Genomic DNA, 20,379 nt, shown 5'->3' with positions numbered 1-20,379 from the left:
ATTATAAAAAATGTTGGTGTCATTTAACTATTTATATATAGATAAGAAGAATTAAAGGATAAAAGCCAACATAATTGCTGCTTTAAAAAAAATAATGTTATAAAACATTAGTAGAAAATTTAGTTATTTTCAATTTTTATAACACTCCTAAAAAGGCTAATTTTTGTTGTTAAAATCGAACATAAATTGCAAAGAAAAAAATTTTTGCTATTATTAAACTGTTAAAAAAAAGAAAGGAAAAAACGAAAATGAAAAATTCAAAAACAGTATTTAATATTGGTTTTATTGCGTCAGTAGCAATCGTGCTTGTTGTGTCATTGATGTTTATGGCTTTTGGAATTAAAGCAGATGATAGTACTATTCTTGGCGTTCCTACCGAGCCATTATCTATCGGGTTTTTATCTGGATTTACTTTAATTGCAGCAAACATTAAAAACGATATTAACCCAACAAAATTTATTGATTCTTTACCAGATGGTGATTTAAAAACCGGTAATCAACTAGGTTTTGCAATGCAAATTATTTTATTAATTGCAGCAGTTATTGCTTTAGTGTTCGGAATTCTTGTAATTATCAGAATTTTCACAGAAAAAAGAGGGTTATCATTTATTCTTTCATTTGTAGGTGTAGGTTTATTTTTAGTAGCTATGTCATTATTAATTGCTTATCCATTCTTATGAGTTGAAGGTGAAATCAAATTCAAAGATGTGAAACTTTATGGTATTTTTTCATCAATTTTTGCACTTGGTTCAGTTGCTTCAATGGCGCTTGCATGTGTTAAAAAATAAAAAAATATCACAAAAAAACACGCGTTTGCGTGTTTTTTATTAATATTATTTTAGTAAAAAATGTATTATGTTACTATGCAAGAAAAGAAGAATGAGTTCGAAATTGAACAAGCGGCAATTTTAGAAAGCAAAAAATGGGATGATAAAATAAGTATTTATGAAAAAGAAGATCTTAAATTGGATAAAAAATATAAAAATTTAACAATTCGTCTCGGGATATTATTTATTATTCTTACTACTATCATTTTTGGAATTATGCTATTTGTTTATTGGCTTTCAATTAATTATTCATTAAAACATCCAACTAAAGGAATAGAAGACGGTTTTTTTGGTTTTAAATTTAAGAGTAAATGGATAAAGGGTGGTTTCTCGTTTTTAACTTATACAAAAGGAGAACATTCTGATGCTTATTATTCTTTAATGAATTCACAAGAGCGTGATGGTTATGATTTGGGTTTGATCTTAAGAATTGTTTATGTTATTAGTAGTGTTGTTGGAGTTTTAACTTGTGTGGGACTTATAATTGTGCTTCGGAACAATTATGATAAAAAATCATCAATTGCAATTTATGTTGCTTGCGGTGTTTTTGCTCTAGTGCTCTTGCTAATTTTATTTAATGGAATTTTCTTGAGCGATCTTTCAAAAGTAAAAAACGCAGTAATTAAGTTGAGACTTTTTCCTTTGTTGGTAATTATTATTACGTATAAAGTGCCTCCGTTATTGGTTTCTGCCATGATTTTAGTAAAAAAAGGAAAATAAAAAAAACACGCAAATGCGTGTTTTTTAAACTACTTTAACAAGTTTTTCTTTTAAAACGTTGTTTCCTTCCGCAGTTTTACGATTAACGTGATAGATGCTAATGGTGTCGTTTCCTCGAGTATGAATATTTTGTTTTTGCTCACGTTTGAAGTGTTTGATTTGTTTTTCAACATCTTCGATACTATGAGCTTCGGCGATTATTTCTTGGGTTGAATTTAGTATAGCTTTATATTGGTACATTGATCTCCTTAACAATAATATCTTATATATATTAATTATATATAGTAAAATAATATTACTGATGAATAACCCACAAAATAACATGAAAAAAAAGTGGATTTGACTAGTTGTAATCCCGGTTTTGTTTATTATTTTTATCCCTGCAGTACTTGTGCTTAGCAGTCATATTTTTGATCGTAAGAATCAGACAAATTCTTGAAAGATGCAAAAGTACTATCACGAATCTGAAGTCCCTAATTTAGCGAGCAAAAATGCTAATAATGCGCTTTATTGGGATCAAGAAACGCAAATTTCTTTTATTTCATATGAAAAAAATAATGGTAAAAAATGATTAGAAAAAGAAGAATTAGCACTTTTTGCTGCTGAATTTAAAAAGGTTGCAACTTATGGTCCAGAGATTGGACTTCTTAACGCTATTATTATTGATGATTATGATGTAATAGATGCAAATACTGCGTATGGACTGTATGTAACAACTGCCCGGGAAATTCATATTAATACCGATCGTTTTAATAAATATACATTAAGTACTAAAGAAAAAATTAACTTGATTATGCCAACGCTTTTTCATGAATATATGCATCATTGAGCAAATACCTATGTTAATAATGGGATGTTAAAAAAAGATGATCCTAACTCGCAAGATAACATTGTTTACGAAAATAGTGATGTAAAGATGCCACAAATTTGAGATGGCAAATATGTTGATGGTTTTGTTCGTTTATTGAATTATGATAAAGAATTTCATCCACCTCGCACCTACCTTAATGAAGCAAATCATGCTACCAAGTTTTTTAATTTAAAAAATATTTTTGATTATTCAAATTATGAAAATAAGCTTTATTATGGTTATTACACATCAAAAAACAAGTTATTTTTACCTGAAGTAAGCGACGACCAAATAGTTACTTTTGATGATAAACCCGATTTGTTTATTCAAAACAAACCACTTTATTATCTTCATAAATTAAAATACTATTATTCAATGACTGAACTTGTGCCCCGTGAATGAATGAAGGTTGCATATCAGTTACCTTACGACAACATCACAAAACGAAATGATATTATTAACGATAGAACAATTTATAACGATAATATTGATTTTAAGCCAATGCCAAATACTAATAATGTTTGGTATAAAACAGGAATTTATGGTTTGATTGTCCAACATCGCCCAGACAAGAAAAACAAAAAATTTTCAGGTTCAAGCTTTGGTGTGCGTGATGGAATGACAAAATATGCACATCCAGGTCACGATCCTCAACCTTTAAATTATGAGTTCGATGAAATAGGTTATGCGTCATATATGAATTCATTTATAGATGATTGAACAAGAACAACCAGTATTAGTACCAACTATTTAAACGGAAATATTAGTTTTGACAATGTACCTTTTTATCCCAATAACTTATTTGCTGGAATTTACTATACAGCTGATGATGTAAACGCAATAACAAGTACAAGTAAAGATTTTTTAGCATTGCAACTTGAAGCTATGTCATATGGAAAAATGGTGTCACAAATCTTTAATCGTCTTGATTATTATGAATGAACAAGTACAAAAAAAGGCGACTCGATTTCATACAGTACCGGTTTTTTCAATGAGTTTAAATTGATGGGTTATTTACCCAATAAAGGCATTAAACACATTGTTTATTACGATGACAAGAATAATGAAGTGCGTATACCGCTTCGAATAATGAAAAATAATTTCCGTGCCAAAAAAGCTTTAATTTTAACCAAAGAACAACGCGATGCTTTTTGATTGCCAAGCGATATTGATGAAACAACTTATATTCCATACTTAAGCGACCAATACATTAATGCGCAAAATGTTTATTCACCTTTATTCTTTTGGAATGATTTAAATAGCGATAATATTATCCAAGAAGGCGAAAAAATAAATAAATTTAGTATTCCTGAGTATAAATATCTTTCAACCTTTAATTCTTCAATGTTTGAGAGCTGAAGTGCAGCGACAGACGAAATTCAACAAGCGAAAATTTTAGCAAGCGCTTTTGTGTTGTATAAAGATGAGAAAGAAAGGGTATGGGTGATAAAATATGGAAAATAATTTAAGAATCGGCGATTATATTAATGTTCAAGCGTATAAACACAATGGTGTTTTATACCGTCAGTGGAACGGGATTAAAGTCTTAGATATTACCGATGATTTTGTAATTCTTTTTGTAAAAAAGACAAAAGTAGCGCAAAAAACAGGTAAAAAATGAACTTTTAATGATACAGGCCTATGATTCTTTTCGAGAAAAGAATTGTTCAATTGCATTATAACTATTAAAGCTAATGGTTGATACAATTACATAAATATCGCATCAAAGTTTATTTTTGAAGATAATACGATTAAGTACGTTGACTATGATTTGGACATTAAAGTTTATCCGCAAGATTCGTTACGAATTGTCGATCGTAATGAGTTTACCGAAAACCGAAAAAAATATAAATACCCTGATAGTTTAGTCAAAAATCTTTATAAACAATTAGAAAAACTAGTTAATTATTATTACAATAGTGAAGGTGTTTTTAACGAAGATTTTGTTAATAAAAAACTAAGTGATGCTCGCGATGATAAACTTCTTATTAATGTTGCCTTGTTTCGTCGTCGTGGTAGCAGAAAAGAATAAAAAAAATAGTCAAAAGTTTTGACTATTTTTTTTCTCTTTTAAGATAAACTGATGCGTATTTACGATTTCTTTTTACTTCGTATTTTACATATCCATCAATTAGCGCAAATAAAGTATCATCACCACCACGAGCAACATTTAGCCCGGGAAAAATCTTAGTTCCACGTTGTCTGTAAATAATTGAACCTGCGGTTGCAAATTGGCCATCACCAAGTTTTGCTCCGAGACGACGGCCGGCACTATCACGGCCGTTACTGGTACTACCACCAGCTTTTGTATGTGCCATCTATATCACCTATCCTTTAATCTCTGTAATTCTTACACGTGTATAAGGTTGACGGTGTCCAAGTTTTCGTTTGTGGGTTGATTTTGCGTTGTGACGGAAAACAACGATTTTCTTTTGTTTTCCTTGTTTTTCAATTACGCCTGATACTTTTGCAGATTTAAGATATGGAGTACCAATTTTTCCATCTGCCATTAATACTTTGTCAAATGAAACTTTGTCTCCAACTTCACCACTAATTTTTTCAATGTAAATGATCGCATCTTTTTCAACAAGCAGTTGTTTGCTGCCGCTTTCAATAATTGCTTTCATATTTTCCTTTATGTGGCTCATCCGTGAGGTGACTATGCTTTAAACCTTTTTGGAATGGTTACTAAAGAGTAACATTGCAATTATATTACAAAATATAAAAAAACAACAGATTTTTGTCCGTTGTTTTTTATATTAAGTTATTTATTTTTCAAGTTTAACAAAGTAGGTTAATGTTCTTACAAATTGAGCAACATATGACATTTCGTTGTCGTATCAACCAATAATTTTGTATAGTTTTTCACCATTAACATCGATTACATTGGTTAGAAGTGAGTCGAATGTTCCACCATATGTTGAACCGATAATGTCGCTTGATACGATAGGTTCGTCACAGTATCTTAATGAAGGTGAAGCAGCTTTTTTGAATGCAGCATTAATTTCTTCTACTGAAGGTGATTTTTCAAGTTTAAGTGTTAAGTCAACACATGAACCAGTAATGGTTGGAACACGAAGTGCGAAACCATCTAATTTACCTGCAGCTTCAGGAACTACTAATCCGATTGCTGATGCAGCACCAGTTGTTGTAGGAACGATGTTTTGTGAAGCAGCTCTTGCTCTTCTTAAGTCACCGTGTGGAGCATCTTGTAAGTTTTGGTCTGCTGTGAAAGCGTGAACTGTTGTCATGTATCCTGATTTAATACCAAAGTGTTTTTGTAATACGTTAACAATAGGTGCTAAACAGTTTGTTGTACATGATGCACCTGAAATAACTTGGTCATCTTTGTTAAGAATTTTTTCATTAACACTGTAAACAACAGTTTTAACATCTTTACTTGATGGTGCTGAAACGATAACTTTTTTTGCTCCTGCTTCTAAGTGGAAGCTAGCTTTTTCTCTTGTTCTGAAGATACCTGTTGATTCAACAACAACGTCGATACCAAGTTTTCCTCATGGTAAGTTTTTAGGATCTCTTTCAGCAAGTACTTTAATTTCTTTTGAACTTTTACCATCGGTAATTATAAAAGCATCATCCTTAACTTGAACATCGAATTTTAAAGGTCCGAATGCTGTGTCGTATTTTAATAAGTGTGCCAATGTTTTTGCATTTGTTAAGTCATTAACTGCAACAACTTCAACGTCTTTGTTTTTTGTGTCTAATAAGTGTCTTAGTACAAGTCTTCCGATTCTACCAAAACCATTAATAGCAATTCTTTTTGGTTCTTTAGCCATTGATTTCTCCTTAATTTTTTTTATATCATTTATATTTTATTACAAATAGAACCGCATCTTAGATTATTTTTCGGCCGATGTGTAATTAATACCAACAATATATATTATTATTAATAGCGATATAAAGTGTATAATTTCATAACGTATGGCGAAAGGAGTATGATGAGCATTGCATTGATGGTGATTTTAATGATTATTAGTGTTGTAATTATTTTAGTTTCACTAGTTATGTCACCTGATTCGAATGGGTTCAGTGGGGCACTGGTTGGTAGTGGTGATCTTGAACTTTTTAAATTTTCAAAAGAACGGGGATTTAAGAAATTTATTAAATACTTAATGTTTTCGCTTGGTGTTTTACTTTTGATTTTAACACTAGTTATGAGGGCAATTGTTTAGTGCAGAGTCGCTTACGCGCGAAAAAATTCGTGATTTTTTACATAAAAATGGCCGCACGAATTTTATAACAATTGCTCGTAAGTTTAAAATTCCGGTTAACAAAAACTACCTTTTAACGCAGTTTCTAAATAATTTAATTTCCAATAACTATATTTTCTTTGATCGAGCAAAGAACGAATTTTATGTTCAAAATTACATCAAAACAATTAAAGGTGAAATTCAAATCAATAAACCACATTATGGATTTATTGATGATGAAATGAATCCTGAAGATTCGTATTTTGTTGCTAAAGAAAATTTCAACAAGGCATATGATGGCGATAAAGTTGAAGCGCATGTTTATGAGTATGAAGGCAAGTATAACGCTGTTGTAATTAATATTTTAAATCATGCCAAGAAATCAATTATTGCTAAGCTTGTAAGAACTAAGGATGGAATTAAGTTATTTGGTTTTTACGACAAGCATAAATATATAAATTTTAAAATTAATAACCTAGATACTTTTGCTGTTAAGGAAAATTATCTTGTTTTGGTTGAAGTTTTACGTTACCATAAAACATATTTAACAGTCAACATTGTCAAAAATATTTGCCCATTAGACGACGAGCTTGTCGATGTCGAAGCGCGGCTTAATTCGTTTGATGTTAATTTAGAGTTTCCAAAAGAAGTTAATCTATGTGCGGAAAAACTTCCTGATGAGGTAAGTAAGAACGAACTACAAGGTCGTGTTGATTTTCGTGATGAATTAGTTGTAACAATTGATGGCGACGATACCAGAGATTTTGATGACGCTATCAATGTCAAACGACAAGGCGACGATTTTGTTTTAAGTGTTCATATTGCTGATGTTTCATATTATGTTAGAGAAGATGATACAATTGATATCGAAGCATTAAAACGCGGGACATCAATTTACTTGGCGGATCGTGTTCTTCCAATGTTGCCAACTAAATTATCAAACGGAATTTGTTCTTTAAATCCAAACGTCGATCGTCTTGCGATGTCGGCAATTATGACGATTGACAAAAATGGTAATAATAAAGAAACAAAAATTGTGCAATCAGTTATTAATTCAAAATATCGTTTAACTTACTCGCAGGTTAATGAATATTACAAAAATAAAAATAACTCAAACTTTAGTAACGAATTGAAAACAATGCTTAACGATGCTTTAGAACTTTCAAAAATTATCAAAAAATACAAAGATGATGAAGGTTATGTTGGCTTCGAAATTGAAGAACCAAAAATTATTTTGGAAGGCAATAAGGTAAAAGATATTGTTACTAAAAAAAGTGGTTTAAGTGAGAATATGATTGAGGATTTCATGGTGCGCGCTAACGAACAAGTTGCCCTTGCCTTACAAGATAAAAAAATTCCACTTATGTATAGAATTCATGAAACGCCAGAAATGGAAAAGGTTAACATTACCAATATGGCGCTTAATACACTAGGGATTAAAACTAAATTTCCTTTCCCAATTACATCTTTAGATTTTGCAAAAACAGTTCGTAAAATTGAAGCGGAAAATAATGACCAATTTTTAAAAATCTTTTTCTTAAGAACGATGCCAAAAGCTATTTATTCAACAAATAATATTGGTCACTTTGGTTTAGCCTCGAAACATTACTGTCATTTTACAAGCCCTATTCGTCGATACCCAGATTTAACAATTCATAGAATGCTTCGTGATTATTATTTAACAAATAAGAAGATCGAAGATTCGGCGGCATTAAAAGCGCAACTCGAAACATTTGCTAAACGCAATTCTGATTCAGAGCAGGAAGGTGTGACAGTTGAGCGAGCAACAAACGATATCTTTTACGCTCAATTTTATAACCAAAAAATTGGAACAAAATTTCGCGGAAAAATCTCAACTATTTTAAAATTTGGTATGTTTATTGAGCTCGAAACACATGTTTCTACACTTTGTCATATCACTAATATGTTTGATGGAAAGTATGAATTTGATGAAGAAACAAATACACTAAAATGCAAAGGTCAAAAAACATATAAAATTGGCGATGAGGTGACAATAATTATTTGTGATACTAACTTACGAGAAGGTAAAGTTGATTGTGTGTTAAGCCATAATTATGAGCAATTTTTGGTTAATAAAGAAATTGCGAAAAAGAGTGTAAATTCAACAAAATTCAATAAAAAACAAAGAAAATAACAAAAAAAACGTTTTAATTTTAGAACGTTTTTATTGCTAGAAAAGGACAATATGAAGCAAGTAAGAATTGATAAATTTCTTTCCGATAATACAACGATGAGTCGCAAAACTATTAAGTCTAAAATAAGTAAAAATTTAGTTAAAGTTAACGGAAAAATTATTACAAAAGTTGTTAATATTTCTTTACAAAATGATGTTGTTGAAGTTGAAGATCAAAAGATAGAAAACCAACAATTTCAGTATTATATGTTTCATAAACCAGAAGGTGTAATTAGTGCTAATAATGATTATCGAAGTGCGACCATTTTTGATTTAGTAAACTTGAAAAGTAGTAAGTATTTTACTTTTGGAAGACTTGATAAAGATACTGAAGGGTTAGTGATAATTAGTAATGACGGACAAATGTCACATAAGCTTCTTAGTCCCAAAAATCATATTTCTAAAAAATATTTTGTTCGTGTGAATAAAGAGCTAAGCGAAGACGTTTTTGAAAAAACAAACCCAATTGTAATTAATGACGAATTTATTGTGGAGAAATATTGTTTTGAGAAAGTAGATTCTCACAGTTGTTTCTTAACAATTTATGAAGGCAAATTTCATCAAGTTAAGAGAATGTTTGGCGCGCTAGGATATAGCGTTCAGTATTTGAAGCGTGTGCAATTTGGCAAGTTAAAACTTGATCCGTCATTAGCCAAAGGACAAATTCGTAAACTTACAAAAGAAGAAATTGAATTGATGCAGCAAAGTGAATAAAAAAAAGAGCGACGAGCTCTTTTTATAATGTTGTTAATTCTTTTGTTTTTTCATCTGTTAATTGAGCAATTTTATCATTGTATTTATCAACGTGTTTTTGCAATAGGTCTAGATATCTTTTTTCGATATCTTCTGATAACTCATCAGCTTTAAGTTGTTTGATTGCGTTGTGACGGCCATTTCTTACCCCTACTCTTGCTTGTTCGGTAAATTTAGCTAGTTGTTTAACAAGTTCGCGACGACGGTCTCCAGTTAAGGTTGGAAAAGTAATTCGAACTTGATTTCCTTCGTTAACACAGTTAAGACTTAAACCGCTATTAGTTAGTGCGTTTGTTAATTCTTTTACACAACTTATATCATAAGGTTTAATTAGTAATTGTTGTGGTTCGGGTGAAGTAATTGATGCTAGTTCTTCGATTGGTGTTGGAGTATCATAATAATTCACTTTAATGTTTTTAATTAGCTGTGGGTTAGCGCGCCCTGCAGAAATTCGTGATAAGTTATATTCGTAGTGTTCGATAGCGGCGTCCGCTTCTTCTAGAAAAAATAATAAATAATCTTCGAATTCATTCATTAGTTTGTTACCTCGGTTGTTTTAATATCCTTGTTGATTGCTTTGACAATAGCGTTTTCTTTAGTGATGTCAAAAACGATTAGTTTAAGGTTGTTATCTCTAGCCATTGATGTGGCTGTTAAATCCATTACTTGGAGTTTTTGTTTAAGTATTTCATCGTAAGTAATTTTGGTAAAATGTTTAGCATTTAGATTTGTTTTAGGGTCTGAGTCGAAAACCCCATCCACTTGATTTTTACCCATTAAAATTAAATCGGCATTTATTTCGCTTGCAAATAAAGTTGATGCGGTGTCGGTTGTAAAAAATGGTCTACCTGTACCACCGACAAATACAACGGTTTCACCAGCATTTAAGTATTCCTTAGCTTTTTCGGTCGTATAAGTTTCACATACTTTAGGATCCATTGCTAATGATGATAGTACTTTTGTTTTTAAATTGTTTCTTTCAAAACCATCTTGAATTGCTTTCCCATTCATAATAGTTGCTAACATTCCAATGTAGTCGGCTTGTGTTCGACCCATCCCACTTTTAGCAGCGCTGGCGCCACGGAATAAATTTCCTCCACCAATAACAATAGCAATTTCTAATTTGTGTTGTTTTTTAATTGCAATTAATTGCTTGGCGATATTATCAATTAAGTCGTAATCTATTAATAAATTTTTGTCCTTGTTCGCTAAACCCTCGCCAGAAAGTTTCAGCAAGATTCTTTTATTTTTCATCCCAAACTCCTTTGTATTATTATATAGTTATTTTTAATTCTTAGAATTAGTAAAAATTAGCCTTTTTACATAAAATAATTTTTTTTACAAGGTTTTCATCACAAAATTCACTAAATATATATTGAGGTGAAAAATGAAACAAACAGATAATTTTTATATTTTTGAATTTAAAATTACGAATCGAATTTGAGAATATGCAATTGAGTTACAGGAAAAACTAAGTGATAGTAAATACAGCGAACTTAACGAAAAAGAACAAAAAGCATTTTTAGAAAATGCAGTGCATCGTATCACGATTGATTTCTTTTTTAATTTTAATCAATTACCAAACAGCAATCTTTATACATATATCCCTACTTTTTATTATGAAGTTAGCAGTTTAGATTTTGAAAATGCTATTTTAAAATTGTGATATTTTCGTGATTGTAGAGCAGTCAATAATTACAATTATTCAGTAAAAAACATTGATTTTGATTGAAAAAGTAAAAAAACATGTTCTGAGTCTTTGGTGAAAATTAACAAAGATATTTCAAGATATTTGGGTAACGGTAGTTATTATATTCAAGATAGCGATTTGGTTGGCGATTTTAAGTTAGAACACTTTAGCAATGTGAATGTCGAGTATTTAAATTATGATGGGATTATTGATTTGGAAAACTACCCATTTTTTAATTTGATTGATTGAAGTAAAATAAAACGTCACCATAAGCGCTTTATTTTTGAATTTATGGTCCCAGGGGGACACAAATTTCGCCATTTGGTAGGGCGCCGTATTAAATTGGTTTTAACGATTAAATCGCAATTTAAAACTCGCCATCGTTTGCAAGATTATCAAGTTATTGAAGATTTAGCAATTCACAATTTTAAGTCGATTAATGAGATTATTTACTTCAAAAAAGATGTTTTAAATTTTACAGAATTAGCAAAATATTTTCGAGAAAAAGCTGTATCGCTGGTAGAAGAATTTAATGAAAATAACGCTGTAATTATTCCTGATGAATTAATAAAATACGTTAAAAAAGGATTTAAGAGACACGCCAAATTTTTGAAATCTAATTTTTATTCCAATAACTTAAGAGAGCTTATTTCTGGCGAGTATCTTGAAAATGATTTTTATTATTTTTCAAATATGAAAAACGCTTACTACTATGTTTTAATTAACTATTTTTACACAACAAATCAAGCGCAATTTCCTATTTCTAACAACCTATTTGATCAAGGTTTATTGCTTTTTCAATACGTTAAAAATGTTAATTTATTAGACCCAAAAACAAGTTCAATTCTTTTGGCAAAACACGAATATTATTCGAAAACACTTGAAATTTTAAATTTTTTCGCCAGTGAAAATAATGAAGAAATATATAAAAAACTGTTTTTGAGTGCAAAAATACTTAAAATATAAACTTTTTGTAATTTATTAAAAAAAGTATTCGATGTTGTTTATTTTATAGTAAAATATAAATCGATTTATTAATTATTGCGTATATATATTATATAGCAACGCAATTAGTTAAGATAAGGAGTATAAATGGCATCAACACAAAAAGCAAAAGAGTATCGTGAGGTACGATTCAGCAAACACACAGTAAGAAGAGACTATTCTGTGACCAAGAAAACTTTACCAATCACAAGTTTTCTTGATATTCAAAAAAAATCTTTTGAAAAATTTAAAACAGAAGGAATCGAAGCAACTTTTCGTGAACACTACCCAATTACTGCAAGTATTAAGAAAGTTACTATTGAATACATTCATAATTCAGCCGAATTAGAACTACCTGGCGAAGAATCGATGAAAGTTCGTGAAGCAAAGCAAAAAGGAACTACTTATGGTGCAAAACTTTATGCACGACTTAGAAAACTTTCAGATGAAACTGGTGAAACCAAAGAAGAAAGAGTTCTTTTTGGTGAAATTCCATTAATGACAAAAGGTGCATCTTTCATCATTAACGGGTCGGAAAAAATCATTGTTAGTCAATTAATTCGTTCAAGTGGTGTTTACTTCGGGGTTAATGTTCGTAATAAACAATCTGATGACCTTTTCAACAAGGTTGAGTTATTACCACAACTTGGATCGTGATTAGAATTTTCACACCGTGTTACCAGCAACACAAATGACTCGGTAAAGGTAAAGATTGACAAGAACAAAAACATCACATTACCTACTTTTTTAGGTAGTTTCGGGATGAGAGTTGACACAATGCGTCATCTTTTTGGTAAATCAGAAGTTCTTGAAGAAACGATCAAAAAAGACAAACTCAATAATGACCATACACTCAAATTAGAAACTGAAAAAGTAAGAAACGACTGTCTTGAAGCGATTTACCAAGTAATTCGTAAAGGTGATCGTTTAAGTGAAGACGGTGTAAAAAGCTTGATCGCAAGTATGTTTTTCAACAAAAAACGTTATTCATTGTCAAAAACCGGTCGTTATATGTTTAACCGTAAATTAAACTTTGTTGATCGGATTACAGATACTTACTTAGGTCAAGATATCTGGACTTTTAATGAAGATGGAACAAAGGACCAAAAAGTTTATGATAAAGGGATGTACATCAAGAAAAGTACGGCTTTAAAAATTCAAAAACTTTATGATACAGGAGCAATTCCATTAGAACAAATTCCAGATATTGATGAATCTGTTTATCACAAATTTCTTAAAGAAGACCCAAATCTTGCAACAAGAACAAAAATGGGAACAATTTTAATTTACCCAACCAAAAAATGAATGTCACTTAAGAAAGAGCCTGTGCTTGTAATTTCAAATGACCCTACAAGTGATGAAAACCACCTTTTAATTAGTGATATTATCGCCGCTATTGGTTATTACTTTAACCTTTTAGATGACGTTGGTAATGATGACGATCCAGATTCACTTATGAACAAACGGATTGTCAGTGTTGGTGAACTTTTACAAAACGAACTCAATGTTGGTTTTGCAAAAATGGAAAAAAATACTCGTGAACGTTTAAGTGCGAAAGAACTTGAAAAAATTACCCCTAAAAATGTTACAAACAACAAATTGGTATTCAACCAAATTAAACAATTTTTCAATTCATCAAAACTTTCACAATTTATGGATCAAATCAATCCACTTGCCGAACTTTCAAGTAAACGTCGTTTAACTTCGCTTGGGCCTGGTGGTCTTAACCGTGATACAGCACAATTCGAAGTTCGGGATGTTCACCCTACTCACTATGGAAGAATTTGTCCAATTGAAACACCTGAAGGACCAAACATCGGTCTTATTCTTAATTTAGCATCACATGCGCGTGTGAATGAATTAGGATTCTTGGAAACTCCATATTTCAGAGTTAATGATGGTGTTGTTGACTATAATGATGTTTGTTATCTTTCAGCAGCTGAAGAAACAGGTCATATCTTTATTCAATCTTCAACTAAAGTTAACGAAAACAATGAAATTGCTGACGATTTTGTTGTCGCTCGTTACAATGGTGATTATATTCAAGTGCCAAAAACAGAAGTTGAATTTATCGATGTCGACTCGAAGCAAATGACTTCGCTTGCTGCAAGTGCAATTCCTTTCCTTGAAAATGACGATGCTAACCGTGCTCTTATGGGTTCAAACATGCAACGTCAAGCAGTGCCACTTTTAATTTCAGAAGCACCACTTGTTGGAACTGGAATTGAGGCTGATATTGCTAAATTCTCATACTCAAATGTTGTTTGTGAACGTGCTGGTGAAGTTGTTTATGTTGATGGTAATCGGATTGAAATTAAAACCGAAGAAGACAAGAAAAACAAAAAAGGTCACGTTGACAAATACTACTTACGGGTATTTGAACGTTCAAACCAAGCATCACTTATTCACCAAAAACCGGTTGTAAAACTTGGCGATTTTGTTGAAGAAGGTGAAATTATTGCCGATGGTAGTTCATGTAGTGAGGGTGAGCTTTCGCTTGGAAAAAATGTGATTGTTGCTTTCAGTACTTTAAATGGATACAACTATGAAGATGCTGTTATTTTAAGTGAAAGACTTGTAAAAGATGATGTTTATACTTCGATTCACATTGAAGAACAAACAATTCAATTTAGAAATTCAAAAGCTGGAAATGACATTTTAACAACCGATATTCCAAATACATCAACAGCCTCAAAACGTCACCTTGATGCCAATGGTATTGTAACAATTGGATCGGAAGTTCAACCAGGTGATATTTTAGTAGGTCGTGTTTCACCAAAAGCTGATGACAACCCAACTCCAGAAGAAAAATTACTTTCAGCATTATTCAGTAAAAAACAAGCAAATACTCGTGATACATCACTTAAAGTTAAAAATGGTCACTCAGGAACAATTATTGATACCGAAGTTCTATCACGTGAAAACGGTGATGTTCTTGAAGATGGTGTTGAAAAAATTGTTAAGGTTTGAATCGCTCAAAAACGGAAAATTAAAGTTGGTGACAAGATGGCTGGTCGTCACGGTAACAAAGGGGTTATTTCAATTGTTTTACCAGTTGAAGACATGCCTTATATGGCAGATGGAACACCCGTTGATATCGTTCTTAACCCACAAGGGGTACCTTCACGGATGAACATCGGACAAGTTCTTGAACTTCACCTTGGTTTAGCAGCGAAAAAATTAGGCGTTAAATTTGCAACTCCTGTTTTTGATGGAATTAATAAAGATCAAATTTTTGCTGCATTAAAAGAAGCTGGCTTACCCGAAAATGGTAAGATGACTCTTTATGATGGGGTAACTGGTGAACCATTTGATAAACAAATTTCGGTTGGAATTATGTATATGCTTAAACTAAGCCACATGGTTGATGACAAGATGCACGCACGGAGCATTGGGCCATACTCATTGATTACACAACAACCACTTGGTGGTAAGTCGCAAAACGGTGGACAAAGATTTGGGGAAATGGAAACATGAGCTGTTGAGTCATATGGAGCAGCCAATGTTCTTCAAGAACTTCTGACTTACAAATCTGATAACATTACTGGCCGTAACGCGCTTTACTCAGCGCTTGCTACTGGTAAACCAATGCCAAAAGCTGGAACACCTGAATCGTTTAACGTGCTTGCTTACGAGTTAAGAGGTTTAGGAATTAAACTTGAAGTTCACCGCGATAATGTCGCACCAGAAGAAGATAAAATGACAGAATCAAATAAAGAAATTAATCGTGATGATACAAGATTAGGAGGTAGATAATGAAAAAGATTTGAAGAAAATATGGCTTGTTAGACGAGTCGGAAATTAAAAGAATTTCGTTATCACTTGCTACTGAAAGTGATGTTAAAGAATGATCGCATGGTGAAGTAACCAAACCAGAAACTATTAACTATAAATCATTTAAACCTGAAAAAAACGGGTTATTTGATGAGTTAATTTTTGGGCCAACCACTGATTACAAATGTGCGATATGTTCAAAAAAATACAAACAATCAAACGAAAATATGTTCTGTACGGCAACTACAATTTGTCAATCAGAAAAACCAGAAATTTTACCTAAAATTTCACGTCGTTCAAGAATGGGACATATTGCATTACATGTTCCTGTTGTTCACTTTTGATTCTTTAAAATAGATCACTCATCAATTTTTAAACTTTTAGGATTAACAATTGAAGGTAGCAAAACTCCAGTTACAAAAGCAGCAATTGAAAACATTATCTACTACAAAAGTCACATTGTACTTGAATCAGGTGGTTTAAAAAACTTACCTAAAAATACAATTATTGAAATCAATGATGCCGCAGTAATTTATAAAAACGCTTTACTTGAATTGCGTGAACGTTTTGAAGAAAATTCAGAAGAATATGAAGATATTACTACTCAACTTGAAGAGTTAGTTAATATTGCCGATTCGAAAATTGGTCATGACTATGGTATTGACTTCTATGAATTGAATGACACAATTGAAATGTATTCAGATGCAAAAATCGGTACCGGTTCAAAAGCGATTGAATATTTACTTGAAAATGTTGATTTAGAAAAAGAACGTGATTTAGTAAAAGCTAAAATTAATGATATTAACAAAAAAATCAACGACGATAATAAAGAAAACAAAACCAGAGTTCAAGAACGTGATCGTCTTTACAAACGTTTATTTATTATCAACTCATTTATTAACTCGGGACAAAAACCAACAAGTATGTTAATTTACAACTTACCTGTTATCCCTGCGGATTTAAGACCATTAGTGCAATTAGATGGTGGCCGTCACTCAACTAGTGATATCAACGAACTTTACCGTCGGATCATCATAAGAAATAACCGTCTTAAAAAATGAAATGAACTTGATTCACCTAAACTTATTGTGCAAAATGAGTTAAGAATGATTCAAGAAGCGGTTGATGCTGTAATTGACAACAGCCGGAAAACACCAAACCCTGTGATGTCAAAAGATAACCGTCCTCTTAAGTCGATTTCAGATGCTTTAGCTGGTAAAAAAGGTCGTTTCAGACAAAACCTTTTAGGAAAACGTGTTGACTATTCAGGTCGGAGCGTTATTGTTGTTGGGCCAAATCTTAAAATGCACCAATGTGGTATTCCACGGGAAATGGCAGCCAAATTATTTGAACCTTGAATTATTCGTGAACTTATTGAAAAAGAAGTTGCTGGTTCAATTAAATCGGCGCGTCGTTTAATTGAAAACCTAAACCCAGTGATTTGACCACACGTTGAAAAAGTTATTACTAATAAATTAGTATTATTAAACCGTGCTCCTACTTTACACCGTTTAAGTATTCAAGCATTTGAACCTGTTTTAATTCGTGGTAAAGCCATTAAACTTCACCCGCTTGTAACTCCTGCATTTAATGCGGATTTCGATGGTGACCAAATGGCAGTCCATGTTCCAGTCTCAGAAATTGCAATGCGCGAAGCACGTGAATTAATGTTAGCTTCAAAAAACATTCTTGGACCAAAAGATGGTGAACCAATCATTAACCCTTCACAAGATATGTTGCTTGGAATTTACTATTTAACACAAGAACGTAAGGGAGCTAAAGGTGAAGGAAGATATTTCTTATCACACGACGATATGTTGAGAGCATATGAATTTAAAAAAGTTGAATTACATGCTCGTGTAGCCTTACCAATCAGTGAAGTTAAACCAAAGAATGCAATTTTCGCGAAAAAAGAAGGCGGATACGTTGTTTCTAGTGTTGGTAAATTTATTTTCAACAAACTCTTCCCAGACAACTTTGATTTCATTTTTGATAATTCAATTGAAACCTTAAATAATAATAAGGAAGTATTTGAGCGTCATTATGTACCATATGGCACAAATATTGCTGAATTTATTGCTAACTTACCAGAAGACAACCCGCTTTCAAAGAAAGATGTTGCTCGAGTAATTCGTGCAGTATTTGATAGTTATGATGTTGTGATTACTAAAGAAGATATTGCTAATGTAATTAGTAAAATTAGTTTAGAAGATTATTTCGAAAAAGAAAAAGCCGAAGATTACTACGCAAACTTGATTGATTTTCGTGGTAACAAATTAGATAAACGTCATGTTGATGTGCTTAAAACATTTACATATAATGCTTTTAAAAGACTTGATGATCGTAAAAAACATCAAAAAGCCGCACAAGTTCTATATGTAGATGATTACGTTGAAATTTTGGAAGATGTTTGATTTAAATATACAAACATTATTGCAACCGTGCTTGATGGTATTAAGGAGTATGGATTTAAATACTCGACTAAATCAGGAACAACTATTTCAATTAGCGATATTATCACATTACCAAGTAAACAAGAACATATTCAAGATGGTGAAAGATACATTAATGAATTGCAAGAAGCTTACAAAGAAGGGCTTTGCACTGACGATGAAAGATATAAATTAACAATTGATAAATGAGCAAGAGTTAAAGATGCAATTCAAAAAGATCTTAATGAAGTAACTAAAGAACACCCAGATAACCCATTATTTATCATGATGCGCTCGGGTGCGCGTGGTAATATTTCAAACTTCGTACAATTAGCCGGAATGCGGGGATTAATGGCCAACAACGCCAAAACCCTTAAAGCCGATGCACAAAACGAACGGGTAGTTCGTTCAACTGTTGAGGTTCCCGTTAAGTCTTCATTCCTTGATGGACTTAGTGCGTATGAATTCTATTCATCAACTCACGGGGCTCGGAAAGGTTTAACCGATACCGCACTTAACACTTCGCGTTCAGGTTATTTGACACGTCGTTTAGTCGATGTTGCACAATCAATTGTTGTTCGTGAAGAAGATTGTGGCAGTGATTTTGGATTTACTATTAAAGATATTGTTGATACCAAAACAAATTCAATTATTGTTCCTTTCAAAGAAAGAATTGAAGGTCGCTTTACTAACAAACCTGTTTTTGACAAAAAAGGTAATTTAATTGTTGGTGCTAACGAATTTATTACTCCTGAATTAGCAACAATTATTGATAAAAAAGTTGACGCACGTCAAATTGAAATTCGTAGCATTTTATCATGTCATACTCCAAACGGTGTATGTAAAAAATGTTATGGAAAAGATTTAGCAACTAACAAAATTGTAAGTATTGGTGAAGCAGTTGGAATTATTGCTGCTCAATCAATTGGGGAACCTGGTACCCAACTTACGATGCGTACTTTCCATACCGGAGGGGTTGCTGGTGTTGAAGATATTACTGGTGGTTTTGGTCGTTTAATCGAGTTAATCGATGCTTATGAAAAACCATGAGGACGTCCTGCTGAAATCGCTAAATATCATGGTCGTGTTGTAGCAATTGAAGAAATTGCAAGTGGGAAAAACAAGAGTTCAGAATCGTTAATTATAATTATTTATAACATTAATGGTGAAGAAGTTGAAGAAAAAATCCACTTTAGAACCAATAGAATTTTAAGAGTTCAAGTTGGTGATAACCTAGTTCCTGGACAAAAAATTATTGAAGGTCCAATTGAGTTAAAACACTTGCTTGATATTACTGATCCTCGTACAGTACAAAATTACTTACTTAAAGAAATTCAAAGACTATACCGTATGCAAGGGATTAGTATTAGTGATAAGTATATTGAGATTATTATTCGTCAAATGCTTTCAAAAATTCAAATTCAAGAAGCCGGAGATTCTAAATTCTTTGTTGGTAACTTTGTTGATTTACATGAATATCAACTTGAGGCTGGTAAATTACTTGCCGAAGGTAAAAAACCACCTTATGGGGTTTGCGTAATTAAAGGGGCGAAACAAACACCTTTACTTTCAAATTCATTCTTAGCCGCTGCTTCATACCAAGAAACCGCTAAGATTCTTGTTAACGCAGCAATTAGTAATCAAGTTGATAATCTTGAGGGTCTTAAAGAAAATATTATTTTAGGTCACAAAATTCCTGCTGGAACAAACTCGAACTTTGAACCAAAATCAAAATATGATATTAAAGATCCACGTGAATATTTCCCAGATAAGTTTAATCCAGTTATTCCAACTTCGAAGGAACAACGTGACGAAATTTTCGAAGAAATTAGCAAGGTTATAGAAGAACAAGGTGCTACTGTTAATGCTGTTGATGATGACAGTGATGTCGACTTCTTTAATGAGTAATTTGTAAAACAAAAAAATGTTTAATTTCAGTATAAA

General features: G+C 32.0%; 16 protein-coding genes. 10 read left to right on the top strand and 6 right to left on the bottom strand.

Features of this window, described 5'->3' with window-relative positions; translation table 4 throughout:
- The first annotated feature begins 248 nt into the window (after positions 1 to 248).
- A complete protein-coding gene (locus NPA09_RS02695; protein WP_129723098.1) occupies positions 249 to 788 on the top strand; it encodes a hypothetical protein in 540 nt (179 codons plus the stop codon).
- Positions 789 to 863: 75 nt separating this feature from the next.
- Positions 864 to 1,547, top strand: a complete 684-nt coding sequence (locus tag NPA09_RS02690; protein ID WP_129723100.1) for a hypothetical protein — start codon at positions 864 to 866, stop codon at positions 1,545 to 1,547.
- Between the two features lie 24 nt (positions 1,548 to 1,571).
- Here the strand turns inward: NPA09_RS02690 and NPA09_RS02685 are convergent, their stop codons facing one another.
- Positions 1,572 to 1,787, bottom strand: coding sequence for an MAG6790 family protein (locus tag NPA09_RS02685; RefSeq protein ID WP_129723102.1), 216 nt, complete (start codon positions 1,785 to 1,787; stop codon positions 1,572 to 1,574).
- A 61-nt stretch (positions 1,788 to 1,848) separates the two neighbouring features.
- Here NPA09_RS02685 and NPA09_RS02680 point away from each other — a divergent pair, with 61 nt between their 5' ends.
- Positions 1,849 to 3,861 carry an MYPU_1760 family metalloprotease gene (locus tag NPA09_RS02680; protein ID WP_256541815.1) on the top strand — a complete coding sequence of 671 codons (2,013 nt, stop codon included), beginning with the start codon at positions 1,849 to 1,851 and terminating at the stop codon, positions 3,859 to 3,861.
- The gene (locus NPA09_RS02675) at positions 3,851 to 4,429 is read left to right on the top strand and encodes a DUF402 domain-containing protein (protein WP_129723106.1); all 579 of its coding nucleotides are present in this window, start codon (positions 3,851 to 3,853) and stop codon (positions 4,427 to 4,429) included. Before NPA09_RS02680 ends, NPA09_RS02675 begins: the two co-directional genes overlap by 11 nt.
- 22 nt (positions 4,430 to 4,451) lie before the next feature.
- On the opposite strand, the gene rpmA is transcribed toward NPA09_RS02675, so the two are convergent.
- The 3 genes from rpmA to gap all read right to left on the bottom strand — a co-directional run bounded on the left by rpmA (position 4,452) and on the right by gap (position 6,194).
- The gene (gene rpmA, locus NPA09_RS02670) at positions 4,452 to 4,715 is read right to left on the bottom strand and encodes a 50S ribosomal protein L27 (RefSeq protein WP_129723108.1); all 264 of its coding nucleotides are present in this window, start codon (positions 4,713 to 4,715) and stop codon (positions 4,452 to 4,454) included.
- Between the two features lie 9 nt (positions 4,716 to 4,724).
- On the bottom strand, positions 4,725 to 5,024 hold the full coding sequence (gene rplU / locus NPA09_RS02665; protein ID WP_129723110.1) for a 50S ribosomal protein L21: 300 nt from the start codon (positions 5,022 to 5,024) through the stop codon (positions 4,725 to 4,727).
- Between the two features lie 141 nt (positions 5,025 to 5,165).
- Positions 5,166 to 6,194 carry a type I glyceraldehyde-3-phosphate dehydrogenase gene (gap, locus tag NPA09_RS02660; protein WP_129723112.1) on the bottom strand — a complete coding sequence of 343 codons (1,029 nt, stop codon included), beginning with the start codon at positions 6,192 to 6,194 and terminating at the stop codon, positions 5,166 to 5,168.
- 159 nt (positions 6,195 to 6,353) lie between these two features.
- Here gap and secG point away from each other — a divergent pair, with 159 nt between their 5' ends.
- The 3 genes from secG to NPA09_RS02645 are packed head-to-tail and all read left to right on the top strand — an operon-like array spanning position 6,354 to position 9,516.
- A complete protein-coding gene (secG, locus tag NPA09_RS02655) occupies positions 6,354 to 6,590 on the top strand; it encodes a preprotein translocase subunit SecG (RefSeq protein ID WP_129723114.1) in 237 nt (78 codons plus the stop codon).
- Positions 6,583 to 8,763, top strand: coding sequence for a ribonuclease R (rnr, locus tag NPA09_RS02650; RefSeq protein WP_165036283.1), 2,181 nt, complete (start codon positions 6,583 to 6,585; stop codon positions 8,761 to 8,763). Before secG ends, rnr begins: the two co-directional genes overlap by 8 nt.
- Positions 8,764 to 8,814: 51 nt before the next feature.
- Positions 8,815 to 9,516, top strand: coding sequence for a pseudouridine synthase (locus tag NPA09_RS02645; RefSeq protein ID WP_129723118.1), 702 nt, complete (start codon positions 8,815 to 8,817; stop codon positions 9,514 to 9,516).
- 22 nt (positions 9,517 to 9,538) lie between these two features.
- On the opposite strand, the gene frr is transcribed toward NPA09_RS02645, so the two are convergent.
- Complete coding sequence (gene frr, locus NPA09_RS02640) at positions 9,539 to 10,090, bottom strand: ribosome recycling factor (protein WP_129723120.1); 552 nt, start codon at positions 10,088 to 10,090, stop codon at positions 9,539 to 9,541.
- Positions 10,090 to 10,809 carry a UMP kinase gene (gene pyrH, locus NPA09_RS02635; RefSeq protein ID WP_129723122.1) on the bottom strand — a complete coding sequence of 240 codons (720 nt, stop codon included), beginning with the start codon at positions 10,807 to 10,809 and terminating at the stop codon, positions 10,090 to 10,092. Before pyrH ends, frr begins: the two co-directional genes overlap by 1 nt.
- Positions 10,810 to 10,942: 133 nt before the next feature.
- Between pyrH and NPA09_RS02630 the strand changes: the two genes are divergently transcribed.
- The 3 genes from NPA09_RS02630 to NPA09_RS02620 all read left to right on the top strand — a co-directional run bounded on the left by NPA09_RS02630 (position 10,943) and on the right by NPA09_RS02620 (position 20,343).
- Entirely contained in the window at positions 10,943 to 12,211 is a 1,269-nt protein-coding gene (locus NPA09_RS02630) for a hypothetical protein (RefSeq protein WP_129723123.1), read from the top strand.
- A gap of 126 nt (positions 12,212 to 12,337) precedes the next feature.
- Positions 12,338 to 15,985 carry a DNA-directed RNA polymerase subunit beta gene (gene rpoB / locus NPA09_RS02625; RefSeq protein WP_129723125.1) on the top strand — a complete coding sequence of 1,216 codons (3,648 nt, stop codon included), beginning with the start codon at positions 12,338 to 12,340 and terminating at the stop codon, positions 15,983 to 15,985.
- A complete protein-coding gene (locus NPA09_RS02620; RefSeq protein WP_129723127.1) occupies positions 15,985 to 20,343 on the top strand; it encodes a DNA-directed RNA polymerase subunit beta' in 4,359 nt (1,452 codons plus the stop codon). Before rpoB ends, NPA09_RS02620 begins: the two co-directional genes overlap by 1 nt.
- The last annotated feature ends 36 nt before the right edge of the window (positions 20,344 to 20,379 follow it).

The sequence above is a fragment of the Mycoplasmopsis equigenitalium genome (genome assembly GCF_024498255.1).
GTDB classification, from domain to species: domain Bacteria; phylum Bacillota_I; class Bacilli_A; order Mycoplasmatales; family Metamycoplasmataceae; genus Mycoplasma_H; species Mycoplasma_H equigenitalium.
Note: the sequence above shows the minus strand (reverse complement) of the source record. Positions and strands in the feature narration are given on the sequence as shown.